Genomic DNA, 13,683 nt, shown 5'->3' on the forward strand with positions numbered 1-13,683 from the left:
CGCGACCACATAGTCTGCGTGAAGAGTAAGCGGAGCCTTCGATCCGTCGAGAACCACACGGAGACTCTTCGGATAGTATCCAACGCCAATCACTCTCCCGGTTTTTCCAGCCAAGCGAGGGCCCGCTGTGGGCTTTACCTGAATACGCGACCCCGATGGAAATTTGGGGTTGGTTTGGGCCGATCCTGACATGGTTGGCCTACGGTTTGACGTAGGTCCAGCCCATCTCCTGCAATTCCATCACGCGCACGACGCCCGACTTCACGACCTCCGCCTGCCGAACAATCGGTATGTCCTTGCTCTCGGCCTTCTGCATTTTCTCCTGGGTGTTGCCGCAGGCCTTGAACGAAACCTCGGGCGTGCTCAGGGCCATCTCCTCGATGCGCGTCTTTACCGGCGAGGTGTCTTCACGCAGCATGTGCAGGCCGGGCCCGAACGTGACGACCTCGATCTTCACCTTCTCGCCAGCGTCCTTGTAGTATTGCGCCACATTGGTCGCGTTGTTGAGCGCGAGATTCATCGCTGCGGGGTCGTTGGTATTCACCTGCAGGATCAAATGATGTTCTCTTTTCTTTGCTGCGGCCGAATCCTCCATGCGGGCAAACGCGGATTGCTTCCGCGTCGCCGTCGCCGTCGTCGGCTTCGCCACGTGTTGCCTCGCATGGCCCGCCTTGTGCGGGACGGGTTGCCCGTCCGCCGGCGTCCAGTACTTTCCGCCCTGCTCCGCGGCCGAAAACGATGCGGAAACCAGAACGGCGATCGCTGCCATCACGACCGATTTGGCGATATGTTGAAATCTGATCATTATCCGCCTCCATCGAAGAAAATCATATGCACACCATCAACGATTTGGTGTCGCGATCGCGCGCGGCCATTTGCACGCCGCGGCGATCTTCGCACGCGCCGCATCCAGCCCGGCGAGGGAGAACGTCCCGTCACGGGCAGCGCCGCCCCGTGGTGAGAGCAGGACAATAAGGTCCCCGCTGCCTGGAAGCGACTGCAGTAAGCGAACAACGTCCCCGGTGAACGCGATGCCGGGACCGAATGCCGGGACGGCTGCCGCAACCTGCACCGCCGGATTGTCATTGACGCGATAGGAAATTGCATCGTCACCGCCTCCGCGGGAGATGCCGGGTCCCGCGAGTGCCAGCTCCGTCCGGCCGCCGCGGCAGCGGATCGATAATTGCATCGCGGACTCGCCGGTCCCGGTGCGCGACGATGTCGTAGCGGTCGCGATCGGTGAATAGTCGATGGGGGAGGTTGTCTGGCTGACGATCCAGTCGTCTTCGGGCGTCGGGCGATTCTGAGGCGCGATGGTACGCGTCATTTTATTCAGACACGCCAGGCGCTCCGCGTGGTCCTTCTGAAGGCAGGAACGGAGCTGCGTCATGGGATCCTGGGCCAACGCAATGCCGCCTGTAGCTCCGAGCACAATAAGAAGAAGGACCGCGGCGCGTTTCATTGCGATGCTTGTGTTGCGCGGGGCTGGCGATCCAGCCACAGCTGCGCCGCAGGGACGCGCGTGAGACCCGGAACCGTCGCAGCAAGGTTGATGGATTTCCACTTCGGATCGAAGCCTGGCCCCTGCAATCTGTCGATCCGGGAGAACAGGTGATCGATGAAGCGCGCGACGCGCTCAGAGCGGTTCGAGTTGGCCGGCCAATTGAAGGCGACCAGAGCGGTCGGCACGGCGATCGTTGAAACCCGTTCGCCCGGCTTGATCAGATTGGGATAGTCGGTCCCATCGAGGGCGGCGGGAAGATAGTAGTCCTCGAACTTGCTCTCGTAGGGGAGGGGCAGGAACTTGAAACCTGGCTCCCAACGGCCCCGCACGAAAGCATCCACCGGCTTCGAAGTAATGAAGACGACGGCGGCCATCTCGCCCTTGCGCATCTGCTCGAGCGCGACCTGATGTGGAATGAACGTCTTCTCGACCTCGAGATTGAGGCGACTGAAGATCAGCGGCCCCGAATACGCCGCAGCGGTGCCCAGCGTATTGAAGTTGACTTTCTTGCCGGCGAGATCGTTCAAGGTTCGAATCTCGGGTCGAACGAAGATATGCAGCTCGGACGGAAATAGATTGAGGACATACGCAATTCGTCGCTGGATGTCCGGCACCTGGATCTTGTATTCCTCGAGCGCGTCGGAATTGATGATCGCCGCGTCGATGCCGCGCAAATAGAGCAGGGAATTGAGGTTCTCCGCAGCGCCACGAGTGACAACCGGCAGAACATGCAGGTTATCTCCATCGTCGACCACACGGGCGATCTCCGCCGCCAGGCGGATCGGCGCGCCCTCGAGGAGACCTCCGGCCAGGCCGATCGTCCAGGCGTTCATGGAGATCACCTGAGGCCTTGGCTGCGGCGGCTCGGGCCGTGCCAGACGAATCTTGTGAGGTCGAGTATCTTGCGGCCGCGCATCCGCCCAAGGTTGAATCGCCAGCAGCAATGGTGCGAACGACGCGAGCAGGAGCAGCCGACGCAATCCTGTAAGCCTTTTCATCGACCAACTCCTCTAAACATGCTGCATCCGTGTCGGCGCTTTCGATCCTTGATTGCGCGTGGCCGGTTTGGAAAATCGCCGCACAAGACCGTGTTATCGACGCAAGGCTTCGAAGCGCGCTTTCGCCTCCTTGATTCCGCCGGCTTCGGCCCGCGCATAGAGATCTCGCGCCCTGGTCGCGTCCCCGTGAGTTCCATACGTTCCAAGACTGGGTAGGATCAGCGGATCGTAGGTTTCAGCGAGTACGAAGATTGCCTGCGCACTGCCCATCCCGGCGACGTGCTCCAGCACGATCCGCGCTGCGCCGATGTCTCCCTGTTCGAGCAGCAAGCTCGCGCGCGCGATCAGCCTCGCGACTTGCACTGCTTCGTCAGGATTGACCCGGGCGTCGCCTGGGCTGCGCGCCACTATGGCCTGATCTTGGACTTGCTTATCCTGGGCTGGCTTCTCCTGGACCGGCTGATCCTGGATTTGTCGCGCCGGCGCTGCGAACGGCTCACGCATGGCCTTTCCGGTCGTCGCCGGCTGAGACGCGGGCGAGGGATGTTTCGCCACAAAGGCGCCGTTGTCGAGACGCGCCAATGCGATCTCCGTCTCCAGTCCTTCGGCCCGCTCGCGCTCACGCTGCAACAAGCCGCGCAGCTCGGCCGAGTCTCGCTCTCCGGCCTGCTTGATCCGTAGGACTTCCTCGCTCGCCTTGGACGCTCGCTCGGTCTGCGCGTCGAGATCGCGGCCTGCTTTCGCGATATCCCGGGCCAGCTGCTCGGCCCGCTCGCGCTCCCGTTGCAGCGATAGCCCCAAGGAGGCGACTTCGCTCGCTTCAGTCTGCTTGTGCTGTGCCGCTTCCTCGCTGGCTTTGGCCGCTTGAGCTTCGTATGCGTAGATCTTGCTGCGTGCCATCGAGAGATCCTGCGCCAGCGCATCGGCTCTCTCGTGCTCCTTCTGCATCGATCGTATCTGCTCCGCGGCGCCGGCTTTTGCGGCCTGCGTCAGCCTGACGACCTCGTCGCTCGCTTTTGCCGCCAGGGCGGTCTGCGCATCGATATCGCGTTGCGCGGCCTCAAGCGCCTGCTCCAGCCGGCCGGTCCGATCCCGCTCCTGTTGCATGAATTTCTGCAATTCCACCGCATCGCCCCCTGCTGCCGCTTTCAGCCGGGACGGGCCCTCGCTGGGTTTCGCCAACAGCGCGGTTTGCGCCTGATATGCATAAATGGCGCTTCGCGTCAGGGAGAGATCTTGCGCAAGCGTGTCGGCCCTTTCGCGCTCCTTCTGCATCGATCGCCTCAAGTCTGCGGCGCTGGCCTCCGCCGCCCGACTTCGCTGCGACATTTCCTCTTTTGCCTCGTTTGCCTTTGCCACCAACGCAGTTTGGGACTCGACGTTTTGCCGCGCCGCTGTGAGATCCTGCTCCAACCGCGCTGTCCGCTGGCTCTCCTGTTGTAGGGCCTTCTGCAGCTCCACGGCTTGGCTCTCTCCTGCCTGTTTCAGCCGGGACGTTTCCTCACCTGCTTTCGTCGCCAGCGCAGTCTGGGTTTCGGCGTCGTGCCGCGCGGCTGCGAGATCCCGCTCCAACCGCGCTGTCCGCTGGCTCTCCTGTTGTAGGGCCTTCTGCAGCTCCACGGCTTGGCTCTCTCCTGCCTGTTTCAGCCGGGACGTTTCCTCACCTGCTTTCGTCGCCAGCGCAGTCTGGGTTTCGGCATCGTGCCGCGCGGCTGCGAGATCCTGCTCCAGCCGCGCTGTTCGCTCGCTCTCCTGTTGCAGGGCCTTCTGCAGCTCCACGGCTTGGCTCTCTCCCGCCTGTTTCAGCCGGGACGTTTCCTCACCCGCTTTCGTCGCCAGCGCAGTCTGCGTTTCGACATTGCGCAGCGCGGCTGCGAGATCCTGCTCCAGCCGTACCGACCGCTCACGCTCCTCCTGCAGCGATGCCTGCAACTCAGCCGGGCCACTCTCGCCCGCTCGATTCGGGCGGGAAGCTTCCTTCAGGCGGGAAGCCTCCTCGACGGCCTTCGCCACCACCGCCTTTTGCGTTTCGACCTCGCGCCGCGCAGCGTCAAGATCCTGCGCGAGCCACTCGGCCCGATCGCGCTCCTGCTCGAAATGTTGCAGCAACGTGATGTCGCGCCTTGCAAGGGCAAGTTCGCAAGACAGTGACTCTGCCCAATCGCGTTGCTGCTCCGGAGATGGCTGCAGGGCTCCTGTGTGGCTGGTCGTCGCTTGCGCAATCTGTATCGAGTTGTCCCTTCCTGAGCGCGGCGGCCAGGTCTCGAACTCGTCAGAACCGCGATCGCGGGCAGTCGTCGCCTGCTGCGCGTCTGCGAGGTGCCGCGCCTGACGCGGGGAAGCGTCCGTTTCCGAGGCCCATGTCATAGCGAGCATGACCGCTGCCATACACAGGGGTGCACGTTCTCGCCGCGTAAGGGAGATCTTCACCACTTTCTCGTTGAACATGACCGTGCGACTCATCTGCAATCACCTGTCGCGTGGTGGTACGATTTCCCCCTGATGCATCATTATGCCCAGCATCTTTACGCGAATCATATAGCTCGGATGGAGGACCCTCCCCACCACTTTCGGGTTAGGCCGCAGATTGTGTCCGATCATCGAAGCTGTGAACTGCTCGAAGGTCTCTCCCGTGCATCTGTGTTTCGCGAATGGAACTGATCGCCAACTAACGGTGGCGGGCCCGCCGTTTTCGCCAATGACCGGCGCCGGTGAGCTCGAGCCTGGGGCCGCCCATTCCGGGCCTGCCTTCAGGGTGCACCAAGAACAAGAACCGCAAGCGCGCTTCTATCGCGCCCGGATAGGGGCGCGGAGCAAGCACTACAGGTTGATACTGCCTTCGGCCGAACCAAACGGGTCGACAATCTTACGTGCAACCACAATCAACCGCGCTAGAAATCTCGTTTTTGCTGCTTGAAGAACGGCAGCAGCTTCTCGAAAATCTCATCCCGATGGCGGTCGATTTCGCGGTTGAGTGCGTCACTAAAGCCAGGCGCATGGGTATGGATTGTTTCCCGGTCTGCCGAGACTTTCGTCGGCGTTCCGCCAAGGTTTACCCAGCCGCTCAGGGCTTTGCCGTCCCATTCAATGGTCTGCGTGCGACTAATCGACAAGCTGGCCTCCGAGTAGCGTCTTCCTGGGTCGCCATTGCATTGTCCTCGCCCCTGAGGAAAGCAACTATTGTTGCCAAAAAGGAGCCCTTCAGAACAACTGCCATGGATGGGTACTCCCTATGCACGGCAGCCTGTGTCAAGCGCTATTTGAAATTGTGCGTCGAGCGTCCAATGATGTTTTGCACGCGGCGTACGAAGAATATTCGCTGAAGCGTCATGAGTATTGATGCTGCCGTTTGCGGTGGGTGGAGGGAACATGCTCTTGATATCGAGTCTCGGAAATGAAAGGCCCCGGCTGGGGCTACCAATCGAGGCGCTTTAATGGTTCGTACTGCTCTTCTTCGGCTTGTCGCGTGGCTGCTCACGGCCATCGTCACTTTCGTAACGCTCGGACCTGAGGACGTTCGGCCTCACCCTGTTCTCGGGCAGCGAGGCGATCACGCGCTCGCCTTTCTTCTGATCGGGATTCTCTTTGCCCTAGCCTATCCGCAGCGGCGCTGGACTGTTTCAGCGGTCGCCGTTGCCCTGATCGGCCTGCTTGAGATTATGCAACTATGGGCGCCGGGACGGCACGCGAGGTTTGAGGATTTTGTAGTCGATGCGCTCTCGGCCTGCGCTGGCTTCGCACTGTCCGCCGCGGCCGGCCGGATGATGGCGCAAGTTGGCGAAGATCCCGACCCGTTGACACGCGAACGTCCTTAATGAGCAGACTGATCTGCCTCAACCAAAGCTTCTTGCGCGTCACATACCACGCGCGGAATCTTTAAAGCACGGTGAGCAGCCACGACGGTCAGGCGGTGTTACGGGTGTTTCCTGCCGCCTTCGCCGAGAAGATAGTTCACCATGGAAGCGACGTCCTCGACCTCCGGCAGGCGGCGCGACGCGCTAACGCCGGCGATGCGCGGTGGCCGTCGCAGTGCAGGATGATGAAGCCCGCGCGATGGCCCTGTGACGCCGAGTCTACCGACTTCGTGGGCTAGGGCGAGTTATTCGCAGGTGAGGGATTGATCATCGGAAGCAGGGCATTCGGGCTGCTCCTGGACGATTTCTGCAGGACGTCCGCGAACTACCTATGCGGCCGGCTTCGACCCACGAGGTCAGCGCGATGGCGTGCAGTTTGGCCGATGCGCATCCGTGGGATCGCGCCGCGTAGTTGGCAGTCGAACCGCAATACAAATTGTCTGTGGAGCTGACCGAGGCGAACGCGCAACGCTCAATCGAGCTCAGTGCATTGGCGCGCGGATACTCCGCCGCCGCCTGGATCGGTGCTGCGGCTCGTCGAATTTGAGCTCGGCAACCAGTCGCCAAAGCTGAACCTCGTGACCATCCGCCAACCGCCCGGCCCGCTTGGTTGCGGACGCGTCGTCAGGGCAGTGAAGGTTGACCACGCTTCCCAATTGGCCGTGTTCGTCCAGAACGTACGCACGATAGTGTGGCATCGCAAATCCCCAGGCGCGACTGCATCTTACCTGCAGGCTCGATCTGGGGTGAGGGTCATTACGAGCTACCTCTGATGGGGGCATGCGTGCTGCCGCGGCTCGCCCCGAACTCCACTCACGCGGTCAGCCCCTCCGGTGCGCGTTCCAACACCTCGGACGCGCAGGCTCACGCATGACGACGGAGATGCCTGGACCGCTCCCGGACCTTCGGAAGCTCACAGCCCTGATAGCCGTTGGGGTTCTGCAATTGCCAACGCCAATGGTCCGCACACATTTGCTCCAACGACCGCGTCGATGCCCAGCCCAACACGTCCTTCGCAAGCGTCGGGTCGGCATAGCAGGCGGCGACATCACCGGCCCGGCGTTCCCCGATTTCATAGGGGATTGATCGCCCGCTCACCGATTCAAACGTACGGACGATGTCCAGAACGCTGCTGCCGTTGCCCGTTCCAAGATTGACCGTGATCAGGCCGAGTTGCCTGAGATGGCGCAGGGCACTCAAATGCCCGGATGCGAGATCGACCACGTGAATGAAGTCGCGGATTCCGGTGCCATCAGGCGTATCATAGTCGTTTCCCCAGATCCGCAGCTTCTCCCGCCGTCCAATCGCCACCTGCGCCACAAACGGCAACAGGTTGCTGGGAACGCCGAGCGGGTCTTCCCCGACGAGCCCGCTTTCGTGCGCGCCAACCGGATTGAAGTAGCGCAGATTGCCGATCCGCCAACCGTCGTCGGACCTGCACAGATCCTTCAGCATCTCTTCGATGACGAGCTTTGTGCGGCCGTACGGATTGGTCGGACCGAGAGAATGTTTCTCGTCGAGCGGCAGGTATTTAGGTATCCCGTAGACGGTCGCGGACGAGCTGAAGACGAGCGTCTTTACATTCGCCCTCTTCATGGCCGACACCAGCCGCATCGTGCCCAGGACGTTGTTCTCGTAGTACATCATGGGCCGTAGGTTGGAGTCGCCCACCGCCTTCAACCCTGCAAGGTGAATGACAGCAGTCACTCCGCAGGCACGCAGCGTGTCGCAGATCACCCCTTCATTCCGGATGTCTGCGTGCCGGAAGACGAGCGATCGCCCGCAGATGGATTGGACCCGCTCAAGCGAGGCCTTGTTGCTGTTGGAGAGGTTATCGACGACGGCGACGTCGAACCCGGCGTCTAGCAACGCGATACAAACGTGGGACCCGATGTAGCCGGCACCTCCTGTTACCAAGATCATCTTGGATACCTTCCACTTTCGCTCAACGAGGCTCTGTGCAATGCGACATCACATTACTTGCAAGTTGCGCCCGTGAGGCGTGGAGATTTTGGACTTTATGAGCTACCTCTGATGGACAGCATCGCGCGCGGCGCCACCCGCCGGGGGGCGGGCCATCGAGCGCTCACGATTGTCGTGTCATCCATTGCCACGCGTCGCGGATCTGAACCTCCAGGTCAGATCGCTCCGGCTTCCAGCCGGGCAGGTTCGTGCCTTTTCGTGAGTGCCGATCAGGACCGCGGGATCGCCAGCCCGTCTCGGCACAAGCGCGACGCGGATTGATTCGCCCGTAACGCGTTCAGCCGTCGCCACGACTTGAAGTACCGATTAGCCCCGCTCATTGGCCTAATTGACCGTGCAAGTGGCCCCGCCGTCGATGAGATACTACGAGCGCCTCCGGCTAACAGAATCATTTCGCTGGACACCTTCCGTGTGCGCAACGATATACGGGAAGACTCCGCAGCTTCCCGTTCCCGAATTACGTCGGCGCTCATCATCTCTGTCCGACGTGCACCGAATCGCCGGCGGCCGAATCGGTCCGGCTCGTTCCTGATGGAATATTTGAACTGCCTAGCATGCGAGGAGAGACGACAGGACCATCCTGGTAGTGGAGGCTGACCTCGACAGCGTCACCCGGCTGCAGCTCGGTATCTTCGCTTGCGGTGATCCGTTCCTGCCCCTTATCGCCCTTCCTGATGACGGAAATCTCTACGTGGTTGCCAGCGCCTTGCACAAGTTGTGATCGAACCATTGTGGTGTACTGAAGCTTCTCGCCGACGCTCTGCAGCTTTTCGCGAATTTGATTGAGCCTTACGCTGGTCTCTTGCAGCTCACGGAGCAGGTCGAGCCTCCGCTGGTCATCCAGCTTTGCCAGCTTTCTGACGAACTCGTCCTGCTGCTTCTTGACCTGCAGCAGTTGCGCAGAGGTTTGCAGCTTCCGGGTTGATGACAGCAGCACCGCGCGACGCGCATCCGTAACGCGAGGGCTGATCAGGGATCCCTTGCCGAAGAGCTCGGTCGCTTTCTGCAGCTCTTCAAGATCCCCCTGAAGTCCCTCTTCGTCCTTCTTCTGCTGCTCTGACAGCACGCGGACCTCGTCGTCTCCCTGTCGAATACCGCTCTGAAGGAACGTTTTTTCCTGCTGATAATCACTCTGCTTGGTCTTCAGATATTCCTTTTCGGAATTCACGATTTCCGAAATCGCCGATCGAGCTAAGGGCGGGTCCATCAGAGCGCCGGGACTGATCTGGGCTCCCTCTCCAAGTTCAGTCTTGATGCGCCACATGCGCGCCTGCTCTTTGGCCAGTTCCGTCCAAAGCGAACCATACTCGCTTCTCAGGTCTGCTGACTCGAGATATGGGTTGTTCATTCTGATGCGCATGATGTCGTAGCCGCCTGCCACGGCGACCAGCTGACGTGCGGTGATAGACGGACGATAGGGGTACTCGCCCGGCTTCGATACGTCCCCATTTACGTATATGGGTCTGTATTCCGCGATGACCGTTGTGATCTCGTTTGCGTCGATCACGACGACCGTCTCACGTCCATCGGACGCCCTCTGTCGAAATACCTTGCTCGCCAGTGCAGCCCCGATTTTGGCTCGGATCTGCGGTAAGGGCAGGCCGGCCACTGGAAGCGTTCCGACCAGTGGTAACGAAACGTTCCCGTCCATTTGGACGGCAGCACGATGCCGCAGCTCCGGCACGCCCGCCACCGCAACCTCCAGCACATCTCCGATGTCTACCAGATATTCGGCCTTTGCTTGAGTAACGGAGATTGTCAGGCCAATAGCCACCAAGATCCATTTGATGCAACGACCCAGGTCGCTGCCAGAGACGTCGACATGGAAGCTATTGCGCAGTCTGGAGTTCGGCATGGCGTCATTCCCTGTACGAACGGTGGTCACCGAAGTGAAAGTCTTTCAAGTTGTTCGCGGAAGGCAGCACGTCGACAACCGTCCGAGTGACCGTCCAGACAAGCGATCCGCAAAACGACGTTCTGTTCTCTCATTGACGCCAAACCGATCGGCGCCTTCGTCCGCTCTGTTCGAGTGATTGGTCCTCTATTGATATTGATCATTCCCATCGAGCCCATTGGGTCGGGCGCTTCGATGGCTGCCCGAATCTAATCCCGCGTCGTAGCGGCTCAATCGACCATCGTAGTTACCCACTTGTTGCCCTTCCCATCCAGTTATTGCCAATTTCCTTCCAGTGACCCGGATTGTACGGATTCAGGCCAAGTGGCGAGTGATCGGGTGCCTGACTGCTATGAGTTGTGCGTCCTTCACCAATTTTCCGACGTTTGCCAGGCTTCCGGTACATTCGGTCGATGGCGGCGGGGCGATTGCATGAGCCGTGGGAAGGGGTAGATCGGCTGCTCTATTGATACTGGTGGCAGACCGTCGAGCCGAGATGGTGTCGCTTGAATTGTCAGTCGCCGATCTCATGGCAGTAGACTCTGACTGCGCAGGGCATCGCCCGGGCATTGGCGTGCCCGGAGAAAGTGATCTCTCGCGGCGGCGTCGGGCTGATGCGAGCGCGAAGCAGGGAGCCAACGGGGTAATCCGTAAGGGTCTGCAGCTCAGACCAATTTTACCATGGAACACGGGCCTGCGTGTGGGACGATGGCATCGTAGCTTCCGCACACGGTTTGGGCGGTCGCTGCGCGTTTGTCCTATGCGCCAGGGATTGCGATTGGGGGCGACAATGGCTAGTCCGTCGGACCTGCCGGTAGCGATCGTTGGGGCAGGGCCTTATGGCCTCTCCGTCGCGGCGCATTTGCGCTCCTGTGGTGTGCCGTTTCGGATCTTCGGTACGCCGATGCGTCGGTGGCGAGAGCAAATGCCGCTTGGGATGTTTCTGAAATCTGAAGAGCACGCCTCGAGCCTTGCCGATCCGTCCGGGCACTACACTCTACGGCAGTTCTGCGCAGCGGAAGGATTGTCCCACGCGCCGGCTCCCATTCCGCTCGACACGTTCACCAGATACGCATTGTCATTTCAGCAGCGTTTCGTTCCCGTGGTGGAAGACGTATTGGTGACGGCGCTCGACAGAAGACCAGACGGGTTTGACTTGAGGCTGGCGGACGGGCAAAGAATCAGGGCGAAAAGTGTTGTTATCGCGACCGGCTTGTCCCACGCCGAGTATATTCCGCAGGAGCTGGCGCAGTTGCCCGGAGAGTTGCGGTCACACAGCAGTGTCCATCGCGACCTGAGCCACTTTAAAGGTCGCGATGTCATTATCATCGGCGCTGGACAGTCGGCTCTCGAGACTGCAGCTCTGTTGAACGAGTCCCAGGCAAAGGTCATCCTGCTCGTGCGCGCGCCCTCGATTAGCTGGAATGGGATTCCCTCGCCTGATCCGCGATCGCTCTGGCAACGAACGCGGCGGCCAGATTCGACACTGGGAGCCGGGCTTCGAACGTGGTTCTGCGCAAATGCCCCGTTCCTGTTTTACTACCTACCTCAAAGGGAGCGTCTCGACATGGTACGGGGCAGCAGGCGCCGCGAAGCGGTGCTGGGTCCCGCGGGCGCGTGGTGGCTTCGGGAGCGGGTCCTCGGCCGTTTCCCGATCCCGATCCTGTTGGGCCAATCCGTGTTAGGCGCGACGATGAGAGGCGGGAGGGCAGTCCTCCACGTCAGTGGACAGGATGGAAGATCACGCGATATTGCCGCCGACCATGTCATCGCTGCAACCGGCTACCGATTTGTAGCCCATTCGCTGCCGTTCATCGATGCAACATTGTTGCGCGATCTCCGTTGCGTCGAGCAGGTCCCACTACTGTCTACCAGCTTCGAGTCTTCAATCCCGGGTCTCTATTTCACCGGGATCGCGAGCGCCTACAACTTTGGGCCGGTGATGCGCTTCCTGTGTGGATGTCAGTACACGGCCGAGCGCATCTGCCGCAGTATTGGCGAAAGGCAAGCGCCATCCCGTTCGACTTTGGCGGCGCTGGTTTCCGAGCACAACCCGAACAGCTCATAAGACATCGCCCATGACCGCTCCCACCCCCGTGCTTATCCTGAAGACCGGGAGCTATGCTATTCACCACGGGCAGCTTGGCATCATCCGGAGCCTGGGAAGGCTAGGTATACCCGTATACACGGTTGCAGAGGATCACCTGACCCCAGCGGGGTTTTCAAGATACTTGGCAGGCAGTTTTGTCTGGCATGCGGGTAATTTACCAAGACCGCAGCTGCTTGAAGCTTTGGTCAGCATTGGCAGAAAGCTCAACAAGCCCACCATTCTCATTCCCACCGATGATCTGGCTGCCATCTTGGTCGCCGAAGAGTCGGCAACGCTGCGGCAGTGGTTCGTATTTCCCCATATATCGATCGGCACGCCGCGTAGACTTGCGAACAAGCAGATGCTGCACGCGCTCTGCTGTCAAATAAACGTGCCCTGTCCGAACACGCAGTGCCCCACATCGATCTCAGATGTGCACGAATTTGCAGCATCCGCGAGATTCCCGATTGTTGTCAAACCGGTAGCGGGATGGCTCCATCCGAAGCTGAGGGTGTCAATTGTCCACTCAGAGCAGGAGCTTGTCGATGTCTGGCATCGGGTGGGCAGCTCCCAGAATCCGAACCTCCTGCTTCAAGAATACATTCCTCCTGGAGCCGACTGGTTCTTCCACGGCTACTGCAATGGCGCGTCGGATTGCTTGGCGGGCTTCACGGGAATTAAACTGCGATCCCATCCGCCCTACGCCGGAATGACTACATTGGGCAGATCCATAACCAATGACATTCTGCTCCATCACGCCCAGACTTTGCTCAAGGCTATATCCTATGCGGGCATCATGGATTTGGACTTTCGCTTCGACGAGCGAGATCAAAAGTACAAGCTTCTGGACTTCAATCCGCGCATCGGAGCCCAGTTTCGCGTGTTCGTGGACGACAATGGCCTGGACGTCGCGAGAGCACTGTACCGTGACCTTACCGGACAGACCGTGCGACGCTCGAAACAGGTCGACGGACGCGTTTTCGTCTTGGAACCGGAGGATCTCCGTGCGAGCGTGAACTATGCCAGGCGAAGCGAGCTGTCGGCCCGTGCCTGGTTGCAATCATTCAAAGGTCGCAAGGAGTTCGCCTGGTTCAGCTGGGATGACCCTCTGCCTTTCCTGATGGTGTGGCCCCGTATTGCGATCCAGGGCATCCGCAAAATACTCCGGATTGGACCGTTCAAGTCCAACGCCGCTCGTCAGTCGACTAGCGCGGGTCAAGCGTCCAAACCGGATCAGGCGATGCCGATTACGGGATACGGTGCGCGGTCCCGCTTGACGTCGATCATGGGTCCACTATGGCAGTCTCTGACACGGCCGTGGTCGGATTGACGGATGCCGCGCACTTGCTCCGCTCCCAATG

The 13,683-nt window shown here is 60.4% G+C and carries 10 protein-coding genes; 3 read left to right on the forward strand and 7 right to left on the reverse strand.

Annotated elements, in window-relative coordinates; all coding sequences use genetic code 11:
* Positions 1–199: 199 nt before the first annotated feature.
* From AB5K84_RS13950 to AB5K84_RS13970, 5 genes are all read right to left on the reverse strand, one after another.
* The gene (locus tag AB5K84_RS13950; protein ID WP_011089058.1) at positions 200–805 is read right to left on the reverse strand and encodes a DsrE family protein; all 606 of its coding nucleotides are present in this window, start codon (positions 803–805) and stop codon (positions 200–202) included.
* Positions 806–841: 36 nt separating this feature from the next.
* The gene (locus AB5K84_RS13955; RefSeq protein ID WP_171463803.1) at positions 842–1,462 is read right to left on the reverse strand and encodes a hypothetical protein; all 621 of its coding nucleotides are present in this window, start codon (positions 1,460–1,462) and stop codon (positions 842–844) included.
* Positions 1,459–2,502 carry a TAXI family TRAP transporter solute-binding subunit gene (locus AB5K84_RS13960; protein ID WP_110116914.1) on the reverse strand — a complete coding sequence of 348 codons (1,044 nt, stop codon included), beginning with the start codon at positions 2,500–2,502 and terminating at the stop codon, positions 1,459–1,461. Before AB5K84_RS13960 ends, AB5K84_RS13955 begins: the two co-directional genes overlap by 4 nt.
* A 93-nt stretch (positions 2,503–2,595) precedes the next feature.
* Positions 2,596–4,965: a hypothetical protein gene (locus tag AB5K84_RS13965; protein ID WP_110116913.1), complete on the reverse strand. Its 2,370-nt coding sequence runs from the start codon at positions 4,963–4,965 to the stop codon at positions 2,596–2,598.
* A gap of 428 nt (positions 4,966–5,393) precedes the next feature.
* Positions 5,394–5,615: a hypothetical protein gene (locus tag AB5K84_RS13970; protein WP_162603722.1), complete on the reverse strand. Its 222-nt coding sequence runs from the start codon at positions 5,613–5,615 to the stop codon at positions 5,394–5,396.
* Between the two features lie 321 nt (positions 5,616–5,936).
* Between AB5K84_RS13970 and AB5K84_RS13975 the strand changes: the two genes are divergently transcribed.
* Complete coding sequence (locus AB5K84_RS13975; protein ID WP_110116912.1) at positions 5,937–6,317, forward strand: VanZ family protein; 381 nt, start codon at positions 5,937–5,939, stop codon at positions 6,315–6,317.
* 903 nt (positions 6,318–7,220) lie between these two features.
* Here the strand turns inward: AB5K84_RS13975 and galE are convergent.
* Together galE and AB5K84_RS13985 are read right to left on the reverse strand one after the other, a co-directional pair.
* Entirely contained in the window at positions 7,221–8,279 is a 1,059-nt protein-coding gene (galE, locus tag AB5K84_RS13980; protein ID WP_110116910.1) for a UDP-glucose 4-epimerase GalE, read from the reverse strand.
* A gap of 532 nt (positions 8,280–8,811) precedes the next feature.
* Positions 8,812–10,194 carry a polysaccharide biosynthesis/export family protein gene (locus tag AB5K84_RS13985; RefSeq protein ID WP_110116909.1) on the reverse strand — a complete coding sequence of 461 codons (1,383 nt, stop codon included), beginning with the start codon at positions 10,192–10,194 and terminating at the stop codon, positions 8,812–8,814.
* Between the two features lie 829 nt (positions 10,195–11,023).
* Between AB5K84_RS13985 and AB5K84_RS13990 the strand changes: the two genes are divergently transcribed.
* Positions 11,024–12,301, forward strand: a complete 1,278-nt coding sequence (locus tag AB5K84_RS13990) for an NAD(P)-binding domain-containing protein (protein WP_162603721.1) — start codon at positions 11,024–11,026, stop codon at positions 12,299–12,301.
* Between the two features lie 10 nt (positions 12,302–12,311).
* Positions 12,312–13,652, forward strand: a complete 1,341-nt coding sequence (locus AB5K84_RS13995; RefSeq protein ID WP_110116907.1) for a carboxylate--amine ligase — start codon at positions 12,312–12,314, stop codon at positions 13,650–13,652.
* Positions 13,653–13,683: the final 31 nt, after the last annotated feature.

The sequence above is a fragment of the Bradyrhizobium sp. 1200_D9_N1_1 genome, assembly GCF_052075915.1.
Lineage (GTDB): Bacteria > Pseudomonadota > Alphaproteobacteria > Rhizobiales > Xanthobacteraceae > Bradyrhizobium > Bradyrhizobium diazoefficiens.